13 protein-coding genes and 3 pseudogenes are annotated in these 19,872 nt (G+C 60.1%); 8 read left to right on the top strand and 8 right to left on the bottom strand.

What is annotated here, in order from left to right; translation table 11 throughout:
* The first annotated feature begins 189 nt into the window (after window positions 1-189).
* Together istA and istB are read left to right on the top strand one after the other, a co-directional pair.
* Entirely contained in the window at window positions 190-1,719 is a 1,530-nt protein-coding gene (istA, locus tag ABLE71_RS25150) for an IS21 family transposase (RefSeq protein ID WP_348786226.1), read from the top strand.
* Window positions 1,709-2,503: an IS21-like element helper ATPase IstB gene (istB, locus tag ABLE71_RS25145; protein WP_348786225.1), complete on the top strand. Its 795-nt coding sequence runs from the start codon at window positions 1,709-1,711 to the stop codon at window positions 2,501-2,503. The genes istA and istB overlap by 11 nt, the downstream gene beginning before the upstream one ends.
* 170 nt (window positions 2,504-2,673) lie before the next feature.
* Here istB and glyA read toward each other — a convergent pair whose 3' ends face one another.
* The 6 genes and pseudogenes from glyA to ABLE71_RS25115 form a co-directional block, all read right to left on the bottom strand.
* Complete coding sequence (gene glyA / locus ABLE71_RS25140) at window positions 2,674-3,954, bottom strand: serine hydroxymethyltransferase (protein ID WP_348786224.1); 1,281 nt, start codon at window positions 3,952-3,954, stop codon at window positions 2,674-2,676.
* 60 nt (window positions 3,955-4,014) lie between these two features.
* Window positions 4,015-4,307: pseudogene (locus ABLE71_RS25135) on the bottom strand (formate--tetrahydrofolate ligase); the annotation flags it as partial.
* A gap of 237 nt (window positions 4,308-4,544) precedes the next feature.
* A complete protein-coding gene (glnT, locus tag ABLE71_RS25130; protein WP_348786223.1) occupies window positions 4,545-5,882 on the bottom strand; it encodes a type III glutamate--ammonia ligase in 1,338 nt (445 codons plus the stop codon).
* A 38-nt stretch (window positions 5,883-5,920) separates the two neighbouring features.
* Complete coding sequence (locus tag ABLE71_RS25125; protein ID WP_348786222.1) at window positions 5,921-7,249, bottom strand: FMN-binding glutamate synthase family protein; 1,329 nt, start codon at window positions 7,247-7,249, stop codon at window positions 5,921-5,923.
* A gap of 12 nt (window positions 7,250-7,261) precedes the next feature.
* On the bottom strand, window positions 7,262-7,999 hold the full coding sequence (locus ABLE71_RS25120) for a GXGXG domain-containing protein (protein ID WP_348786221.1): 738 nt from the start codon (window positions 7,997-7,999) through the stop codon (window positions 7,262-7,264).
* Between the two features lie 4 nt (window positions 8,000-8,003).
* On the bottom strand, window positions 8,004-8,900 hold the full coding sequence (locus tag ABLE71_RS25115) for a glutamine amidotransferase family protein (RefSeq protein WP_348786220.1): 897 nt from the start codon (window positions 8,898-8,900) through the stop codon (window positions 8,004-8,006).
* 160 nt (window positions 8,901-9,060) lie between these two features.
* On the opposite strand from ABLE71_RS25115, the pseudogene ABLE71_RS25110 reads away from it, so the two are divergent.
* A pseudogene (locus tag ABLE71_RS25110) lies at window positions 9,061-9,823 on the top strand (IS5 family transposase).
* Window positions 9,824-9,885: 62 nt separating this feature from the next.
* Here ABLE71_RS25110 and ABLE71_RS25105 read toward each other — a convergent pair.
* Window positions 9,886-10,899: a GlxA family transcriptional regulator gene (locus tag ABLE71_RS25105; RefSeq protein WP_348786219.1), complete on the bottom strand. Its 1,014-nt coding sequence runs from the start codon at window positions 10,897-10,899 to the stop codon at window positions 9,886-9,888.
* A gap of 86 nt (window positions 10,900-10,985) precedes the next feature.
* Between ABLE71_RS25105 and ABLE71_RS25100 the strand changes: the two genes are divergently transcribed.
* From ABLE71_RS25100 to ABLE71_RS25085, 4 genes are read left to right on the top strand one after another with little or no spacing between them, the layout of a single operon-like run.
* The gene (locus ABLE71_RS25100; protein ID WP_348786218.1) at window positions 10,986-12,236 is read left to right on the top strand and encodes a sarcosine oxidase subunit beta family protein; all 1,251 of its coding nucleotides are present in this window, start codon (window positions 10,986-10,988) and stop codon (window positions 12,234-12,236) included.
* Window positions 12,237-12,245: 9 nt separating this feature from the next.
* Window positions 12,246-12,515, top strand: coding sequence for a sarcosine oxidase subunit delta (locus ABLE71_RS25095; protein ID WP_348786217.1), 270 nt, complete (start codon window positions 12,246-12,248; stop codon window positions 12,513-12,515).
* Window positions 12,512-15,475, top strand: coding sequence for a sarcosine oxidase subunit alpha family protein (locus ABLE71_RS25090; RefSeq protein WP_348786216.1), 2,964 nt, complete (start codon window positions 12,512-12,514; stop codon window positions 15,473-15,475). Before ABLE71_RS25095 ends, ABLE71_RS25090 begins: the two co-directional genes overlap by 4 nt.
* A complete protein-coding gene (locus ABLE71_RS25085; protein WP_348786215.1) occupies window positions 15,468-15,983 on the top strand; it encodes a sarcosine oxidase subunit gamma family protein in 516 nt (171 codons plus the stop codon). The genes ABLE71_RS25090 and ABLE71_RS25085 overlap by 8 nt, the downstream gene beginning before the upstream one ends.
* Before the next feature lie 60 nt (window positions 15,984-16,043).
* On the opposite strand, the pseudogene ABLE71_RS25080 reads toward ABLE71_RS25085, so the two are convergent.
* Window positions 16,044-16,650 (bottom strand): annotated as a pseudogene (locus tag ABLE71_RS25080) (helix-turn-helix domain-containing protein).
* A 253-nt stretch (window positions 16,651-16,903) separates the two neighbouring features.
* On the opposite strand from ABLE71_RS25080, the gene ABLE71_RS25075 reads away from it, so the two are divergent.
* Window positions 16,904-19,864 carry an NAD(P)-dependent oxidoreductase gene (locus ABLE71_RS25075; protein ID WP_348786270.1) on the top strand — a complete coding sequence of 987 codons (2,961 nt, stop codon included), beginning with the start codon at window positions 16,904-16,906 and terminating at the stop codon, window positions 19,862-19,864.
* Window positions 19,865-19,872: the final 8 nt, after the last annotated feature.

Here is a 19,872-nt window from a genome sequence, read left to right as displayed (position 1 = left end):
CGCCAACCTCCCCCGCGCCAAGAACTTCGCCCCCCGGTTCACGCTATGCCCACATAGTTCGTAGGGTGCCCCGCGCTGTTGATTTCCGCCGAGAACTGACCCGGGATTGAGGGATTTTTCCATCGAGAAGTGACCCATGTTTGAACCCACCCCTGCTTGATGATTGCAGGGGACATTGGAGTGATAGACATGGCGTTACTGAGCGTTATCCGGCGCTGGCATCTGCGGGATGGACTTTCGATCCGGGAGATTGCGCGGCGCACGGGACTGTCGCGGAACACGATCCGCAAATACCTGCGATCCGACGAGGTCGAGCCCCGCTTTCGGGTGCCGGAGCGGCCGAGCAAGCTCGATGCCTATGCCGAGCGGCTGTCGGCCTGGCTGAGGACGGAAGCGAACAGGCCGCGCAAGCAGAAGCGCACGGTCAAGCAGTTGCACGCCGATCTGATGAGCCTCGGCTATGAGGGCTCTTACGGCCGTGTCGCTGCCTTTGCGCGTGACTGGAAAGAAGAGCGTCAGCGCCAGATGCAAACGAGCGGGCGCGGCACCTTCGTGCCGTTGGCGTTCGACCCCGGCGAGGCGTTCCAGTTCGACTGGTCGGAAGACTGGGCGGTTCTCGGCGGCGAGCGCACCAAGCTGCAGGTTGCGCACTTCAAGCGGAGCTACAGCCGTGCCTTCATGGTGCGGGCCTATCCGCTGCAAACGCACGAGATGCTGTTCGATGCCCACAACCACGCCTTCCGGGTTCTGGGCGGTGTTCCCCGGCGCGGGATCTACGACAACATGCGCACGGCGGTCGACAGGATCGGCCGCGGCAAGGATCGCCGGGTCAATGTCCGCTTCTCGGCCATGGCCAGCCACTATCTGTTCGAGGCCGAGTTCTGCAATCCGGCCTCGGGCTGGGAGAAGGGACAGGTCGAGAAGAACGTCCAGGATGCCCGCCACCGGTTATGGCAGCCGATGCCGCGCTTTCCATCTCTGGAGGCGCTGAACGACTGGCTGGAGCAGCGGTGCCGGGAGCTGTGGCAACAGATTCCCCATGGCCTCAGACCCGGAACGATCGAAGACATCCGGGCCGAGGAGGCTCAGTTCCTGATGCCGATGCCTCGGCTCTTCGACGGCTTCGTCGAATACACCAAGCGGGTCTCTCCGACCTGCCTGATCCATCTGGAGCGCAACCGCTACAGCGTGCCGGCATCCTTCGCCAACCGGCCGGTCAGCCTTAGGGTCTATCCGGAACGGATCGTGGTTGCCGCCGAAGGGCAGCTGATCTGCGAGCACCGCCGCATCATCGAGCGGTCGCACGACCGTCTTGGCCAGACCGTCTACGATTGGCGGCATTATCTGGCGGTCGTCCAGCGCAAGCCGGGAGCCTTGCGCAACGGCGCCCCCTTCACAGAACTGCCCGAAGGATTCAAACGGCTGCAGCAACATCTGCTCAGGAAGCCCGGCGGTGACCGGGAGATGGTCGAGATCCTGGCCCTTGTCCTGCAACATGACGAGCAGGCCGTGCTGGCAGCAGTGGAGATGGCACTCGAGGCCGGCGTCCCCACCAAGGTCCATATCCTCAATCTGCTGCACAGGCTGCTCGATGGCAGGCCGCTCTCGGCACCTGTCGTGGATGCACCGCAGGCGCTGAGTCTGGCCAAGGAGCCACAGGCCAATGTCGAGCGCTACGATGCGCTGCGCCAGGCCAGGGAGGTGCGCCATGCGTCATGATCCCGCTAGCGGCGCCATCGTCATCATGCTCCGAAGCCTGAAGATGCACGGCATGGCGCAGGCCGTCGCCGAGCTCACCGAACAGGCCGCTCCCGCCTTCGAGGCCGCCATCCCGATCCTGTCGCAACTGCTCAAGGCCGAGATGGCAGAACGGGAGGTCAGATCCACCGCCTATCAGCTCAAGGCAGCCCGCTTCCCCGTCTATCGCGACCTGGCCGGCTTCGACTTCGCCAGCAGCGAGATCAACGAGGCCCTCGTGCGCCAGCTCCATCGCTGTGAGTTCATGGCGGATGCCAACAATGTCGTGCTTGTCGGCGGCCCCGGCACCGGAAAGACCCACATCGCTACAGCTCTCGGCGTGCAGGCGGTCGAGCATCATCGCAAGCGTGTCCGCTTCTTCTCCACCGTCGAACTCGTCAACGTGCTCGAACAGGAGAAGGCCCAAGGCAGAGCGGGTCAGATCGCCAATCGACTCGCCCATTCCGATCTCGTCATCCTCGACGAGCTCGGATACCTGCCCTTCAGCGCATCAGGCGGAGCGCTGCTGTTCCATCTGCTGAGCACGCTCTACGAGCGCACCAGCGTCGTCATCACCACCAACCTCAGCTTCAGCGAGTGGGCGACCGTCTTTGGCGACGCCAAGATGACAACCGCACTCCTCGATCGGCTGACCCATCACTGCCACATCCTGGAGACCGGAAACGACAGCTTCCGCTTCAAAAACAGTTCCGCCCAGGCCACAGGCAAAAAGAAGGAGAAAGCAGCGCCCTTGACCAAAACCTGAGACCCAAACCATACAGGAAGGCGGGTCACTTCTCGGCGAAAATCCCGGGTCAGCTCTCAGCGGAAATCAACACTCAAAGCGAGGACTTTCCAGGGGAGCAGGCATCGGCAGCATATGAACGAGCGCGCGAACGTTGATCCGTGGAGTGACAGGGCGGCTTGAGTCGTAGTTTAGACTAAGTGGTCAAGTGGGAATTTCCGGCAAAGATCTTGGACTTCGATCAAGACCTCGTGCTCGACTTTGCTATTGCCGTCTGGCCCTGCCTCTGCCAAAGCATTCAATACCCTGAGGATCAATCTGCCAATTTGACGGAATTCCGCCTCACGAAAGCCCCTTGTCGTTCCGGCCGACGAACCAAGCCGAATGCCAGAAGTCACCGCCGGCTTCTCCGGATCGAACGGAATTGCGTTTTTGTTGCAAGTAAGGCCAGCGCGCTCCAGTGCGTGCTCGGCGTCGTGCCCTTTGACGGCCTTCGGCCGAAGATCGACGAGAACCATGTGGCAGTCGGTGCCGCCGGATACGATTCCTGTCCCACCGGATACCAGCGTTTCCGAAAGCGCTTTGGCATTGGCAACGACCTGGGTGGCATAGGCCTTGAACTCCGGCCGCAATGCCTCGCCTAGAGCAACTGCTTTGGCGGCGATGACATGCATCAGCGGTCCGCCCTGGTTACCCGGAAAAACCGCAGAGTTGATCTTTTTGGCCAAGGCTTCGTCATTGGTCAGGATCATACCGCCGCGCGGTCCCCGCAATGTCTTGTGCGTTGTTGTCGTCACGACGTGGGCGTGTGGCAGCGGGTCGGGATAGACACCGGCGGCAATGAGACCGGCATAGTGCGCCATGTCTACCATCATCAATGCGCTGACTTCATTCGCGACTCGCCGAATTGCGGCGAAGTCTATTGCGCGCGGATATGCTGAAGCGCCTGCAATGATCAGCTTCGGTCTGCTGTCGAGTGCTGTTTGCCGGAGCAGATCATAATCGATCTGCTGATCACTCTCTCTCACCGCATAGCTGACAACATCAAACCACTTGCCCGACATGGTCACTGGAGACCCGTGCGTGAGATGGCCGCCATGGGCAAGTGACATTCCCATCACCCGGTCGCCGGGCTGCAGCAGCGCCAGGAATACGGCCTGGTTGGCTTGGGCGCCCGAATGAGGTTGTACGTTGGCAAATGCTGCGCCGAAAAGGCTCTTCGCACGCTCAATCGCGAGCAGCTCCACCTCGTCGACGAATTCGCATCCGCCGTAGTACCGGCGCCCGGGATAACCCTCGGCGTATTTGTTGGTTAAGACGGAGCCTTGAGCTGCCAAAACATCTGCGGAGACGATATTCTCTGAGGCAATCAGCTCGATTTGGTTCTGCTGCCGCTCAAGTTCGCGATTGATCGAGGCTGCAATGGCGGGATCAGAGACTATCTGAGCAGTTGGGCGAGTAAACACGGTCATAATTGCATCTTTCTTGCTTCGAATCTTAAACCTGTGAAAGTTCCCGGGCGTCAGTCAGCCTCAGAACAACCCTTCGATCTTGCCCCGGTCGTCGAGGAAAATTTTTTGGTTCGACGGCATTCGGCTGGCCAGGCATGGTCATCACCTCCCCGCAGATGGTGACGGCGAAACCGGCGCCGGCCGACAGCCTGACCTCGCGGATCGGCACGGTGGCCGGTCGGTGCTCCGCGCAGATTGGGATCGGTCGAGAAGGAATACTGGGGCTTGGCCATGCAGACCGGCAGCTTGCCGTAGCCGGCCTTGTCCCACTGGTGAAGCTGGTCGCGGACCGACTTGTCGGCGATCGCTTCCGAGGTAAGCGGGCCCGGCACAACACCTTGCTTGCCTGCAAATCCTTGGCCAGCCGCTTGACCTGTCGACGACAACGCCTCCCGCGGCTTTGCCATCCAAAATAATAGGCATTTACTTTCCTACATGGTCGCCACCCGTTGCGGCCCGGCATGATCAGGTCAGTGCCGGGCCGGCGCTCGGGAGGAGCGATCGAGATTCGCCAGCATGTCGCGTTAGGACAAATCCGGGCGTTTATACCGTCAGATATCGAGCGTCGTTTGCCGCTCCCACTCGGTGAAGTGCGAAGCATAGGAATTCCATTCGCCATGCTTCAGCTTCAGGTAAGCCGAGGAGAACTCGTCTCCGAGCGCCTTCATCAATTCCCTATTTTTCTCAAATTCACGCAAGGCGTCGAGCAGATTGAGGGGAAGCTTGGGACCGCTCGTTATCGTATGGCCGTCCTTGTACATGTCGATATCGCTGCGAGGGCCAGGGTCGGCCTTGGTCCGAATTCCATCCAGGCCCGCGGCGATAATGACTGCCTGCATCAAATACGGGTTTGCCGCGCCGTCAGGGAGGCGAAGCTCGAACCGCCCTGGACCTGGTACGCGCACCATGTGCGTCCGGTTGTTGCCCGTCCACGTGACCGTGTTAGGCGCCCAGGTCGCCCCCGAAATCGTGCGCGGGGCGTTGATCCTCTTGTAGGAATTAACGGTCGGGTTGGTTATAGCAGCCAGCGCAGACGCGTGCTTCATGATGCCGCCAAGAAAATTTCGGCCCTGTTCGGAGAGGCCGAGTTCCTTCTGGTCGTCGGCGAAAGCATTGGTCTTGCCGCCGAGATCCCACACCGAGATGTGGGCATGGCATCCGTTGCCTGTCAGCCCCTGGAACGGCTTGGGCATGAATGTCGCCCGCAGCCCATGTTTCTCGGCGATCGACTTCACCATGAACTTGAAGAACGAGTGTTTGTCGGCTGTCGCCAACACGTCGTCAAAGGCCCAGTTGATCTCAAACTGGCCATTCGCGTCTTCGTGATCGTTCTGATACGGGCGCCAGCCCAGATGAAGCATGCTGTCGCAAATTTCTACTATTACATCATACCGGCGCATGACAGCCTGCTGATCATAACAGGACTTACTCGCGGTATCGTATTGATCGGAAATCTGCTTGCCATCCTGAGTCGTGAGGAAGAATTCCGGCTCAACGCCAGTCTTGACCGATATTCCGAGTTCCGCTGCCTCCGCGACAAGCCGCTTGAGCGTGTTTCTTGGAGCTTGAGCAACGCTCTTACCGTCCATCAGACAGTCGGATGCGAGCCACGCAACGTCGGGCTTCCAGGGCAGTTGAATGACCGAATGGGGATCCGGTAAGGCAAGCATATCAGGATGAGCCGGCGTCAGATCGAGCCAGGTCGCAAATCCCGCGAATCCCGCCCCATCTTTCTGCATCGCGGATATCGCCTGAGCGGGAACGAGCTTCGCGCGCTGTCCGCCAAACAGATCGGTGTAGGACACCATGAAATATTTGACGCCTCGCGCCTGCGCGAACTTCTCGAGATCGCTCTCTGCGTCGGCCGGCATAGCAAGACCCTTATCCATTGCTCCCCTCCCATGCTTTCTTTGTATTAGTGGCTCGCTCAGAATTTGCCCTGGCCGGGGATCCAACCGGTTCCCGCAAGCGGCACCCGCGCTATCGCTGCCGCTTCGATCGTCAGGGCGCAGAGGTCTTCCGGCTCAAGATTGTGAAGGTGGTTCTTGCCGCAGGCACGCGCTATCGTCTGTGCCTCTAACGTCAAGACTTTCAGGAAGTTTGCCAGTCGACGGCCCGCCGCCTGCGGATCAACGCGTTTCATCAGCTCCGGATCCTGGGTAGTTATCCCGGCAGGATCTTTTCCCTCGTGCCAGTCATCATAAGCGCCGGCTGTCGTTCCGAGCGCGTTGTATTCGGCTTCCCATCGCGGATCGTTGTCGCCGATCGCCACAAGCGCGGCCGTGCCGATTGAAACCGCGTCGGCGCCAAGTGCCAGCGCCTTTGCCACGTCTGCGCCATTTCGGATTCCACCGGAAACGATCAGCTGAACCTTGCGGTGCATTCCGAGATCCTGCAGCGCCTGAACGGCGGGTCGGATGCAGGCAAGCGTCGGCTGACCCACATGTTCGATGAACACCTCCTGAGTCGCGGCGGTGCCGCCTTGCATGCCGTCGAGGACGACGACATCGGCGCCAGCCTTAACCGCGAGCGCAGTATCGTAATAGGGGCGCGCGCCGCCGATCTTCACATAGATGGGCTTCTCCCAATCGGTGATTTCCCGGACCTCCAAGATCTTGATCTCGAGGTCGTCCGGACCGGTCCAGTCAGGATGCCGGCAGGCGGAACGCTGGTCGATCCCTTTCGGCAGGTTGCGCATGTTGGCAACCCGATCCGAAATCTTCTGGCCAAGCAGCATGCCGCCACCGCCGGGCTTGGCCCCCTGCCCCACTACGATCTCGATTGCATCGGCACGGCGCAGGTCACGCGGGTTCATACCGTAGCGCGACGGCAGGTATTGATAGACCAGCGTCTTGGAGTGCCCCCGCTCCTCTTCCGTCATGCCGCCATCACCGGTGGTGGTCGACGTGCCGGCCAAGGTGGCGCCGCGGCCAAGAGCTTCCTTCGCAGGACCCGACAACGACCCAAAGCTCATCCCGGCGACCGTCACCGGAATTTTTAGTTCGATCGGCTTCTTGGCATAGCGTGTACCGAGTACGACGCTGGTCTCACAGCGTTCGCGATAACCTTCGAGTGGATACCGCGAGATGGATGCGCCGAGAAACAGAAGGTCGTCGAAATGCGGCACCTTGCGTTTTGCGCCCGCGCCGCGGATGTCGTAGATGCCGGTAGCGGCAGCGCGGCGAATTTCCGATAAGGTGTAATCGTCGAACGTTGCCGAGCGGCGAGGCGTGGTGGGAGGATTGTGGTAGGTCATATCGTTCGCGCCTCAGTACGCGTCGGCATTATCGATGTTGAAATTGTAGAGCGTGCGCGCCGAGCCATAGCGGCTGAATTCTTCCGGATTCGCGTCGTCGATGCCAGCCCGCGCGAGCAGCTCCCGGAGTTGCGCCATGTGCTCGGGCCGCATGTCCTTCTTGATGCAATCTGCACCAAGGCTTCGGACTTTGCCGCGAACGAAAAGTCTGGCTTCGTAGATCGAGTCGCCGAGCGCGTCGCCGGCGTCGCCGAGTACGACCAGATTGCCGGATTGCGCCATGAAGGCGGACATGTGACCGATGTTGCCGCGTACGACGATATCGATACCCTTCATCGATATGCCGCACCGGGACGAAGCGTTGCCTTCGATGACCAAAAGCCCGCCGCGGCCGGTGGCACCGGCATATTGGCTGGCGTCGCCTTTCACGACGACCTTGCCCGACATCATGTTTTCTGCAAGGCCCGGACCGGCCGAGCCGTGAACGGTGATCTCGCCGCCGTCATTCATGCCGGCGCAGTAGTATCCCACACTGCCGTGAACATAGATCGAGACGGGCTTGTCCACACCCGCTGCGAGCGCGTGGCTGCCTTTGGCATTCACTACTTCCCAGACGGGTTCGTCAGCCGCGTCATCGATCCGATGCAAGGCTGCGTTTAAGTCGCGAAGAGGTTGCTGCGCGAGATCAAAGACTTGCGGCGCGTTGGCGACCGCGCGCGCCGGGGCTACGGCGACACTCGATTTGCTCATGATCTTAATGCTCCCAGAAATAGACGGTGGACGGCTCGGGCTCCCAGACCCTGGCATCCTCGATGCCGGGAAGATTGGCGAGCGCCCGGTATTCGGAGCCGAAAGCCACGTAGCGTAACGTTTCGGCCATGACCGCGGGCTTGCAGGCGATGGGATCACGCACCACACCGAAGCCGTTCCGTGTGCCGACGACGAAGGAATAGAAGCCGTCTAGATCCCTCAGGCTGCCCTCGAGCGCCTCGCCGAGATTCATCCCTTTGCCGATTCTGGACGACAGGTAAGCGGCGGCGACTTCTGTGTCGTTCTCCGTTTCGAATGTCATACCTTGGCGGATCAGCTCGCGCCGCAGGTTGTTGTGGTTAGACAGTGAACCATTATGGACAAGGCATTGATCCGGACCGGTGGAGAACGGATGCGCGCCCATGGTGGTGACCGCGGATTCGGTCGCCATGCGGGTGTGGCCGATACCGTGGGTGCCAGTCATGGCGGCAAGGTCGAAGCGCTTGGCCACATCCTCCGGCAAGCCGACTTCCTTGTATATTTCCACGTATTCCCCCGACCCCGTGACGCGAATTCCGGGCCGCAGCGCCTCGATGGCTTCACGCGCCTGGGCCACCCGATCGGTCGGCAGGGTGATGACCGCATGCGTGGACTTGATCTGCACGCTTGGTTTTACGCCGATTGCCTTTTGCAAGTCGGCAGCGAGTCCCTCGAAATCTGATCCTGGCGCCTGCGACTGCACGGTGGTCTTGGAGAAGCCCTCCTTACCTGCGCCATAAATCGCGATGCCCGCGCTATCAGGTCCGCGATCCGTCATCAGGACCAGCATGTCCGAAAGCAACGCACCGAGTTCAGGCTCAAGGGACTTGTCCTTGAGGAATAGACCAATGATCCCGCACACGGTTATGCCCTCCTTTAATCGCCGGAACTCAGTACCAGAGCCCAAATCGGAAATCAACTGGGAAGAATATTTTATTCATGTGGTGCAACTATGTTCAAGACCCATTAATTCATTGAGTTGAAGGAGCGGTGGTGATTCAAGGTGGCTGGAGGTGGCCCCCATGGGTGATTTGTTACTGCTTTCGACGACGCAGATGCGGCGGATCGAGCCATTCTTTCCACGCTCGCCCGGGGTGCCTCGGGTCGATGACCGACGGGTGCTGAGCGGGATCCTGTTCGTGATCCGTAATGGGCTGCGTTGGCGGGATGTGCCGGCCGCCTATGGTCCGCACAAGACGATCTATAACGGTTCATTCGCTGGAGCCGGCTGGGTGTGTTCAACCGCATTCTGACCGAACTCTCGGCCCGTGGCGGCGGCACCGACAAGCTGATGATCGATGCCACCCATCTCAAGGCGCATCGCACGGCAGCCAGCCTGCTCAAAAAGGGGCTCTACCCCGATGTATCGGACGCACCAGAGGCGGTCTGACCACCAAGCTGCAGGTGGTTTGCGACGATCAGGGACGTCCGTTGCTGCTGCACCTGAGCGAAGGCCAGGCCAACGATCACAGAACCGCTGCTGCCGTGCTCGACGAACTCCCACCTGCCCGTCATCTGCTGGCCGACCGGGCCTACAGTTCCACTGGCTTCCGCGAGGCGCTCATCGGCAAAGGCATCACACCCTGCATCCCGCCTCACGCCAAGCACCGAGTCCAACACAGCTATGATCCGCTGCTCTATAGGCAGCGCCATAGGATCGAGAACATGTTCGCCCGCCTCAAGGACTGGCGACGCATCCACACACGATACGACCGATGCGCGCACACATTCCTGTCAGCAATCGCCTTCGCTGCTGCCTTCATCTTCTGGATCAATGAGTCCTGATCCTAGCTGCGATGCTTCCCGGTCGCAGCCAAGTGACGCAAGCATTAGCGCTGGGGTCGCAGTTAGATGTGGGTACCCCGGGCAAGGATCTTAAATCCAATCCCTCGGGCCGGCTTAAAGATATGACTGACGCGTACGGACCGCGGCGTCTGGCGATATTTCGACTTGAAGCAACGCGAGAAATGCGACGCGCTCGAGAAGCCTGTCGCGAAGGCGATCTCGGCCAATGTGAGAGGACTTTGCTGAAGCAGGCGACGGGCATGGCTCAGCCTCAGGTTCAAATAAGTGTTTTGAAATCCGACCCCCAAATGGCCGGCGAACAAGCGGTCGAGATGACGTTCGCTGACGCCCGCGAAGGCAGCCATAGACCGTCTGTCCAACGGCTGTTCCACGGTAGTTTCCATCTTCTGAAGAATATTCAATAGTACTGGATGATGCGCACCGTATCGCTCGGCGATCGACGCGCGCTGAGGCGCAGAGTGCTCTGAAACTGCAATGTGAAGGTACCAGTCGCTGACGCGGCGAGCGAAATCGGCACCCATTCGTTCCATGATGAGGGCATGCATCATGTCTAACGGCGCAACTCCGCCGCCGCAAGTTATCCGGTTGTTGTCTATGACGAAGCGCGTGTGACGCGGCGATAACGTCGGAAATGCTTCGACGAGCGCGGGCGCGTGCTCCCAGTGTATAGTGAAGTCACGTCCCTGCAAAAGGCCTGCCGCCGCGAGAAGATATGCCCCGCCGGAAATCCCACCGATCCGAACACCGGCGCGGGAGAATTTTTGTAAGGCGCCGATTATCTCGGGACATTGCCACTGGGCAGGATTGCCACCGGCGCAGACGAAGGCTGTGTGAAGACCGCTTACCTGGTCAAGCCGCCGAGTGGGAACCAGAACGCCTGATGAGCTGATCACTGGGTTTCCGTCGGGCGACAGCGGAACCACGGTGAACAGCTCCTGCCCAGCGAGCAAATTTGCTGCCCGAAGTGGTTCGGTCGCCGACGCGTAAGACATCAAGGCAAAGCCGGGAACCAGCGCGAAGCCGAACGTCTGCGAGAGTCTACTCATGGAGTTCATGGCCCACCTATATCTGATATTGTCTCACTGATGCAATTCTTCGACGTGCATTCGACGGTAGGTTGCTTGTCGACTCGGATTTCGCGATGCGTTACTCAGCTTTATCGATTCTTATTAACGGTCTGCGCGGCAGCCATCATTGGGCTCCGGCTTGGCGCGCGCCGCAACCAAAACCGAAATACGACGTCGTGATCATTGGTGGTGGAGGCCATGGCCTGGCAACCGCGTACTATCTCGCGAAAGAATTCGGGATCATAAACGTTGCGGTGCTTGAAAAGGGCTACATCGGCTCGGGCAATGTCGGCCGAAACACCACGATCATTCGGGCCAACTACCTCCTGCCCGGCAACAATCCCTTCTACGAATTGTCCATGAAGCTCTGGGAAGGCCTGGAACAAGACTTCAACTTCAACTCCATGGTCTCCCAGCGCGGTGTGCTCAATCTTTGCCACACTGACGCCCAGCGGGATGCCTTCGTCCGCCGCGGCAATGCCATGCGCCTGCATGGCGTCGACGCGGAACTGCTCGATCGTGCCGCAGTCAGGCACATGCTGCCATTCCTGGATTTCGAGAGCGCCCGCTTTCCGATTCAGGGCGGTCTTCTCCATCGGCGCGGCGGCACCGTGAGGCATGATGCGGTCGCTTGGGGCTATGCGCGAGGTGCTGATCGGCGCGGCGTCGACATCGTCCAGCAGTGCGAGGTGACAGGCATCCGCCGCGAAGGCAAGCGGATTATCGGAGTGGAGACCACCAGAGGGTTCATTGGTTGCGGCAAGCTCGCTCTCGCGGCGGCAGGCAACTCGTCACGGGTCGCCTCGATGGCGGACATCAAGCTGCCTTTGGAAAGTCACGTCCTGCAAGCGTTTGTATCGGAAGGTCTGAAGCCGTTCATCGATTGTGTCGTGACCTTTGGCGCAGGGCACTTCTATGTGTCGCAGTCGGACAAGGGCGGGTTGATCTTCGGCGGCGATCTGGACGGTTACAACTCCTATGCGCAGCGCGGCAACCTGGCGACGGTCGAGCACGTGGCGGAAGCTGGCGTCGCGCTGATCCCTGCCTTGTCGCGAGTTCGCGTCATGCGTTCATGGGGCGGCGTTATGGACATGTCGATGGACGGCACGCCGATCATCGACCGATCGCCGATTGCCAATCTCTACTTGAATGCCGGCTGGTGCTATGGCGGCTTCAAAGCCACGCCCGCCTCCGGCTTCTGCTACGCTCACCTCATAGCTAAAAACGAATCGCATCCGACCGCCAAGGCATTCCGGCTCGACCGCTTTGCCCGCGGCGCGACGGTCGACGAAAAGGGCGTGGGCGCACAGCCGAACCTCCATTGAGATAGCACGATGGCCAGCCTTATCCTCTGCCCGCATTGCGGTCGCCGCCCCAAAGAAGAATTCACCATCAAGGGTGCGGCTTTGTCGCGCCCCTCTCACGAAGCGCCAGCCGAAGACTGGTTCGACTACGTCTACCTCCGCGACAACCCTCGCGGCCGATACGATGAATATTGGCATCATACATCCGGCTGCCGCCGCTGGCTGGTCGTCACACGCGATACCGCGACGCATGCAATCTATGAGAGCCGTGACGCGACTCGGCGCGGAGACGCGGCATGACGTCCTATAGACTAGCTTCCGGCGGCGACATCGACCGGACAAGCCGGCTGCGGTTCAGCTTCGACGGAACGAAGATGGAGGGCTTGGCCGGAGACACCGTCGCCTCCGCTTTGCTTGCGAACGGTCAACAACTTGTAGGCCGCAGCTTCAAATACCACCGCCCCCGTGGGATCCTGACTGCCGGCTCGTCCGAACCCAACGCCCTGCTGACGATCGGAACCGACGGACGTGTCGAACCGAACACCCGTGCCACCATGCAGGAATTGTTCGAGGGCTTGGTCGCTCGCAGTCAAAACCGTTGGCCTTCGCTGAAGGTCGATATCGGAGCGCTGAACGGCCTGTTGTCGCCATTTCTGAACGCAGGCTTCTACTACAAAACCTTCATGTGGCCCGCCCCGTTGTGGGAGAAGTTCTACGAGCCGTTCATCCGCAAAGCCGCGGGGCTTGGGAAAGCTTCATATGACAGGGATCGGGACGTTTACGAAAAATGCTGGGCGCATTGCGATTTTCTCATCGTCGGTGCCGGGCCAGCCGGCCTATCGGCCGCACTGGCCGCTGGACGGGCGGGCCTGCGGGTGATCATTGCCGACGAGCATGCACGGACAGGTGGCTCGCTGCTCTCGGAAACCGCGACGATCGGGGGATTAGCCGCGCCGGCGCTCGCGAGCCAGATCCGAGATGAACTGGTCTCGATGCCGAACGTTCGCATCCTGGAGCGGACCACCGTATTTGGATGGTACGACGATAATGTCTTCGGCGCGATTGAACGCGTGGGCAAGCATCTGGCGGAGACGCCTGCGGGTGTTCCCGTCGAACGGCTCTGGAGAATAGTTGCTCGGAAAGCCTTGTTGGCGACCGGCGCCGAAGAACGGCCGCTGGTCTTCGGCGGCAACGATATTCCCGGCGTCATGCTTGCTTCGTCGATGCGAACCTATCTCAACCGCTTCGGCGTCGCTCCCGGCCAAAAGGTGGCGATCTTCACGACCAACGACAGCGGCTATGCCCTCGCGCGCGATCTGGAGCAGGCAGGCGTCAGCCTTGCAGCCATCGTCGACAGCCGGGCCGAAAGCAGCCATCGCTATCAAGCCAAAGCGCCTGTGATCCGCGGGGCAGTGGTCACCGATGCGCATGGCGGCAAGCGTGTGTCGTCAATCGACGTCAGCAATAACGGTCGAACCCGGCGTATCGAGATTGATGCATTGGCCATGTCGGGCGGCTTCAGCCCGATCATTCACCTCGCCTGCCATCGCGGGGGCAAACCCGAGTGGTCGCAAAAAGCCGCCGCGTTTCATGCACCTGCGACCCTTAAAGATCTCGCGTTGGCAGGATCGGTGACATCCGCCTGGGGTCTCTATTCCAGCCTAAGAAGCGGCGGCGGCAAGGCGGTCGACCTCGCGCACGATCTTGGCTTCAAGGCATCGGTGCCCGATTTCGGCGCCGTCGACGGCGACGTGTCGGTCCTTTCGGCCGAGACTTTGTGGCGTGTGAAGAAAGCAAAAGGCAAAGCGTTCGTCGATTTTCAGAACGACGTCCACGCCAACGATCTCGATCTCGCCGTTCAGGAAGGTTATGGCGATGTCGAACTTGCCAAGCGCTACACGACCAATGGCATGGCGACCGACCAGGGCAAACTCTCCAACATCAACGCGATCGGGATCCTTGCCGAGCGCCGTGGCGTCTCCGTCGCGCAAGTCGGCACGACCACCTTCCGCCCATTCTATACACCCGTGTCGTTCGGCGCATTGACCGGCGCGTCGGCCGGCTACCATTTCCAGCCGGTTCGAAAATCTCCTCTGCACGACTGGGCCAAGAACAACGGCGCCGTCTTTGTCGAGACGGGCCTTTGGTACCGCTCCTCCTGGTTTCCGCGCAATGGCGAGAGGACATGGCGCGAAAGCGTCGACCGAGAAGTAGTCAACGTCCGCAAGAACGCTGGCCTCTGCGACGTATCCATGCTCGGCAAGATCGAAATTTGCGGATCCGGCGCTCCCGAATTCCTCAATCGCGTCTACTGCAACGCCTTTCTGAAGCTGCCGGTCGGCAAGGCGCGCTACGGCCTCATGCTGCGCGAGGACGGCATGATCTACGACGACGGCACAACCAGCCGACTGGCCGAAGACCGGTATTTTATGACGACGACGACTGCCTACGCGGCGCCGGTCATGACCCATCTCGAATTCTGCGCGCAGGTTCTGTGGCCCGAGCTTGATGTGAAGCTTGCGTCCGTCAGCGATCAGTGGGCGCAAATGGCGATCGCCGGACCGAAATCACGTGCGATCCTGCAAGCGATCGTAGACGCGGATATTTCAGACGAGGCGTTTCCGTTTCTCGGAGCGAGGGATGTATCCCTGCTTGGCGGACAACTGCACGGCCGTCTGTTCCGCATCTCATTTTCCGGTGAACTCGCCTACGAACTGGCGGTCCCCGCCGGTTACGGCGCAAGCATTGCCGACATCCTCATGGAAGTCGGCAAGCACCACGGCATTCAACCTTATGGCGTCGAGGCACTGACGGTGCTTCGCATCGAGAAGGGCCACGTCACGCACAACGAAATCAATGGAACGGTCGTGCCGGACGACCTTGGCTTCGGTCGCATGGTGTCCACCGCGAAGGCTGACTTCATCGGCAAGGCGATGCTCGGGCGTGAGGCTCTAAACTCCGCAGATCGCGCTCAGCTGGTTGGCGTGGTCACCCTCGATCCGTCGAAGTCGTTCCGCTCAGGCTCCCACATACTGGAGAAAGACTCGGCCCCGACATTGGAGAACGACCAGGGATATGTGACGTCGAGCTGTTTCTCGCCGCATGTCGGTTCGACGATCGGACTAGCGCTCGTAACACGCGGTCGCGAGCGGCACGGCGAAGAGATCCTAATCTGGAATGGCCTGCAAAACGAGTTCACACCGGGACGCCTCTGCGATCCGGTCTTTTTCGACAAGGAGAATCAGAAGCTCCATGGCTGAATATCGGGTCGCTCATCACTCTGTATTGACTGGCCGATCGGCAATCGCGAGCAATGATATCGTTCTGGCTCCGCTGCCAGAAGGGCATGTATTTCAACTCCTGAGCATCGCCCAGCGTTCGCAGGTGCCGCTGCCTGCCGCCGATTCGTGTCTCTACGGCGCCGGCCCAGAACAGTGGTACGTGGTGGGCGATGCGCCACTCACCGTGCAGGCGCAAGCCACATATTTCGCCGCTTTGCCAAAAGGAGCCTACGTAATCGATCAAAGCCACGGCCGCGTTCGAATCCGGATCGAGGGTCGCAGAGTCGAGCAAGTTCTGGCTAAAGGAACGGGAGTGGACCTAACCCTGTCTCAATTTCCTCTCGGCAGCGCCACCACCACACTCTTCGGGCATATCGCCGCGCACCTCATCCGAAAGGACACGAACTTATTCGAACTCATGATTCTGCGGGGTTTTGCCGAAAGCCTGTGGGACGAGCTCGTTCGCATGAGCGTCGAATCTACCTGAGCGCCGGCCCGAACGGATCGAGTGACGTTCGCTGGCCCCTTTTAGTCGAACTACTCGGAATCAGGTTTGCTCGGTCAACTGGTCTGCCGGATAAGAGATAGTGGACAGGTACCGCATTGGCAGCTTGGTCAATTCTTCAGGCCCGTGGGGCGCATCGGCGTCGAAGAATAAGCTGTCTCCTGGAGTCAGTTGGTAGAGGTGGCAGCATGTAGAGAAGTTCCATCCCGTCGTGCTGGAAGGTGCGAAACACGTCCGAGTCCGCCGTCAGGATGATCAGATAAGGTTCCACTACCACGCCGCTGGTGTTCGAACCGATGTGGCCGAGCAACGTGTACTGATGGCCCGCGCGCGTGCCACGGCGCTCCACGTCGACGCCTTCTCCAGCCTTCACGAACACCGCGTTGCGCTCTTCCTCATAGGCGCGAAAGAGCGAGGTCAGCGGCACGCCCAGCGACCGTGAAAGGGTCTGCAAGGTTGTCAGCGAAGGCGACGTGACGCCATTCTCGATCTTGGATAGCATTCCAAGCGATATGCCTGTCGAGGCCGAACGATCCGCAACAGTGATCCCGAGCTTCCTGCGCACGGCGCGCACTTCCCGGCCTATGGCCACCTCCAGTACCTTTTCACGCTCGTCGCTGACTGCCTTGCGAAAAGGCACGGAGGACACTTTCTTGACCGCCCGCCAACGGCTTCCGGTCCGTTGAATCCATGGTCATTGAATAACACTCTCCTTCTCGGCGGTGATTAGCTGTTTTGCGCCGAGGAAACACGTTGCATGAGGGTACATCATCAGCACTTATTTTCATGGGAGGAATTTTTGTTTCCTCTTATTGACAGGAACCACACTATCGATAGATTGGTGCCATGTCGCCGCGGGTAGGCACGGGCGGATGCAGAAGCCGTTGCAAGAGAGAGGAATGATGACGGACCTTCATGTCTTGGAAAAACAACGTCAACGGGCGTTGGACGATGCCGGCGCTTGCCCACCCAGGCGTGTATCAAACCCCTTTTTCGGCGTAGGTCCAATCACCGACGGCACATCCGACGAAGTAGAGCGCCGCCGGTTACGGTTCGAGTTCGAGGCGTGGCTTGAGAGCCGCTACAGGAAGCTTGACGATACCGGGCGGGATATCGGCGCCTTTACCGCCGGCGAACTCGCCCGCAGCATGCATCGGGGCTATCCGGCCGACAAGATTCTCTGCGACATGATGCGCGAGATTCATCGCTATTTCGAATTCCCCAAGGCCAACAAAATAGCGGTCGGGTTGGGAGGCGGACACAGCGGCTTTACGGTCTGTGTCCTCCACCTGCTGAACACGTCCGATCTAAATCAGCACATTTTTATCGACACGTCGCGCCCCGAAACACCGACCGGTGGTTCGGGCGGGTTCTTTCGGCAATCCTGGGGCGCGCAACTGATCGAACTGCACCGAAAGAGCCGGGGTGGTGATGAAAGCCGCCTGCATTTCGCTGACGGCGAAGGCGCGATCCCATCTGCCGACAAGCTCGATGAACTCGGAATTCGAATCTTTATCGGCGTGGGACACGAGACGACCGGCGCCACCACCTACACGCAACAAGACATGAACAATCTACTGGAATGGCTCGGGCGCGATCCGGACAATCGTCACGCCGTTCTCGACGTAACATCTATGCTCGGAGCAATGCCGTGGAAACCGGCGACGATCCGCGACGCCATGTCCAAGATTTGCATGTTCACCCCTTTCCAGAAAGCGATCGGCGGCGTGTCCGGCTATTTCATCGCCTCGTTCACGCCGCAGGCGCTCGCGTTGATCGAGCGCAACCAGAGCGATCCATGCTTCGCCATTCCGCGTCAGTTCAAACTTGCGGCGCCGGTGGACCCGAAGCGTTCGATTTCCGGCACCCGCACTGTCCAGGTTGGGCCTTTCTACGATCCCGAACAGGACAAGATGCTGGGTGGGATCATCAACACCTACTCGATACTCGCTTTTGCCGAGACGACATTCGGCCTTCTTCGCTGCGAGCGCATGATCGGCCCGCTCGCCGAGTTGAACCGCAGATCGGGGCAGAACCGCGAAACCGTCGAAGAATGGATTGCCGGCCAAAACCTCCTGCAATTGGGCGTCGCAAACCCGGAAAGCCGGGGAACCGCGGTAACCTTGCTGAAAATAGTCGATCCCGACATCTCCGACCCGGCCATTCAGGCGCGCATCGTGATGCGTTCGAAACAACTGCTGGGTTATGAGGGAATCACGCACCCGAACGGCGAGCATGAGCGCGGCTTGGACGTAGCCCGCTATGTCAACGCGTTCCCGGGAACCCCTGGCGATTACCGCGCCTGGATCGGCGGCATCCGCCTTCCCACCGATGTCACCGCGCTTCTCGAAAATATTGCTTATGCCTACGGGCGCGCGAAGGTTGTGGTTCTTGAGGAAGAAATGGGCAAGAAAGGAAAATTTCTCCCCGCTCCGGGGAGCGTCTCGGCCGAGTTGGTCCAGAGACGCACCGCCACGGTCCTGATCGCCGATCCTGTCGGCTTGAGACGCACGGCGCCTTACGCGAGAGCGGACCATTCCGAGGTGCAAAGGCACATCGAAGCCAGAGGCGGCGTCTTCCATGACGGGCCGCTGACGGACCGAGCGGCGCTCGAGCCTGGACGAATCCATTTCTTCTACCAGCCGGATCTGTCCACCGAAGCCGAATTGCTGCCGGTCACCCAGGATGCCCGCTATGACGCAGTGATCGCCGCGGCAACCTTCCTGCCGGCAGATTCGGTCTTTCCGGAAGGCGGCGTGCGGATCGGAGCGGGAACCGGCAATATGGGTTCGCGGTCCTGGGGTGGAAGCGATGGCGTCGGCGGCAGCGCCCCGCTGATGAATACGCCAAGCTTCAACAGCCGCGCCACCGCGCAAATGGTCTTCAAGTCGCTGTTGAGAGTTCTGCCCGATCTTGATGTCGATGCCCTGCATCGGCGCGTCGTGGGCGCCGATTTCGACACCGGAAAGAATCTCAAGGAATTTCCAACCGAGAAACTCGAAAGCACGCGGATAGCGGTTGTAGGCTACGGCAATATCGGCCGACAGGTCGCAAAACTCGCCAAGAGCTTCGGTATGCACGTGACCGTGCATGCGAGGGAAAAACATCGGCCTTGGATAGAATCCGAAGGTTTCGCCTACGCCGCCACCATCATCGAAGCCGCCAAGGGTGCCGCTGTCATTACGCCGCATGTAGGGCTCGGCGGTATGAACCGTGAAAAGGGCGAATACGCCAACGCCGGGATTATAGGAAAGGAGGTCCTTTTTGCCTTGTCCGACAATGCCGTTCTGATCAACTTCGATCGCGGGGAGTTGGTCGATGTCGGGGCGCTCGACGCGGCCCTGACATCCGGCAAGGTACGTCATGCCTCCATCGACGCGGATCTGTTCCGCAACGCGGACGGAAGCGTGCGCGGGCCGCTCGCGCCATATCTTCCGCTGGAGGTGCGACATCGGGGCAAAGTCGAACTGCTTCCCCATGTTGCCGCGGACACAGATCACCCTTCGCGCGTTGAAGGCGCCAAGCAGGCGGTGGACCAGATCATCGATGCGATCGTGAACCGTCGTGTGACCAATCTGAAAGGCGATCTGCCTGAAGGCTACAGCAATGCGGGCGCGCAAACGGTCCCCGGAGTCGGCGCGGTCACCCGACGCGAAATCCTATCAGCGTGCGGGTCACACGACATAAAGCTTGCCAGAGAGGCGACGGAGGAACTTTCATCGATCTGGGGGGCCTTATCATCCGTATCTGGCGCGGACCGGCTTGGTGATCTCATCGATCGTCACGGCTCCACTCTGGTCAGGACGTCCAATCTCTATAGAACCTTAATGGAGCGCTTGGGCATCGAAGGCCGTCATGGATGAAACATGAG

This window comes from Mesorhizobium sp. KR9-304 (assembly GCF_040049215.1).
Classification (GTDB): domain Bacteria; phylum Pseudomonadota; class Alphaproteobacteria; order Rhizobiales; family Rhizobiaceae; genus Mesorhizobium_K.
Note: the sequence above shows the minus strand (reverse complement) of the source record. Positions and strands in the feature narration are given on the sequence as shown.

Coding starts and splice junctions, on each gene's coding strand:
- istA (WP_348786226.1), top strand. CDS start 190: ATGGCGTTACTGAGCGTTATCCGGCGCTGGCATCTGCGGGATGGACTT.
- istB (WP_348786225.1), top strand. CDS start 1,709: ATGCGTCATGATCCCGCTAGCGGCGCCATCGTCATCATGCTCCGAAGC.
- glyA (WP_348786224.1), bottom strand. CDS start 3,954: ATGACCGTGTTTACTCGCCCAACTGCTCAGATAGTCTCTGATCCCGCC.
- glnT (WP_348786223.1), bottom strand. CDS start 5,882: ATGGATAAGGGTCTTGCTATGCCGGCCGACGCAGAGAGCGATCTCGAG.
- ABLE71_RS25125 (WP_348786222.1), bottom strand. CDS start 7,249: ATGACCTACCACAATCCTCCCACCACGCCTCGCCGCTCGGCAACGTTC.
- ABLE71_RS25120 (WP_348786221.1), bottom strand. CDS start 7,999: ATGAGCAAATCGAGTGTCGCCGTAGCCCCGGCGCGCGCGGTCGCCAAC.
- ABLE71_RS25105 (WP_348786219.1), bottom strand. CDS start 10,899: ATGAACTCCATGAGTAGACTCTCGCAGACGTTCGGCTTCGCGCTGGTT.
- ABLE71_RS25100 (WP_348786218.1), top strand. CDS start 10,986: ATGCGTTACTCAGCTTTATCGATTCTTATTAACGGTCTGCGCGGCAGC.
- ABLE71_RS25095 (WP_348786217.1), top strand. CDS start 12,246: ATGGCCAGCCTTATCCTCTGCCCGCATTGCGGTCGCCGCCCCAAAGAA.
- ABLE71_RS25090 (WP_348786216.1), top strand. CDS start 12,512: ATGACGTCCTATAGACTAGCTTCCGGCGGCGACATCGACCGGACAAGC.
- ABLE71_RS25085 (WP_348786215.1), top strand. CDS start 15,468: ATGGCTGAATATCGGGTCGCTCATCACTCTGTATTGACTGGCCGATCG.
- ABLE71_RS25075 (WP_348786270.1), top strand. CDS start 16,904: ATGACGGACCTTCATGTCTTGGAAAAACAACGTCAACGGGCGTTGGAC.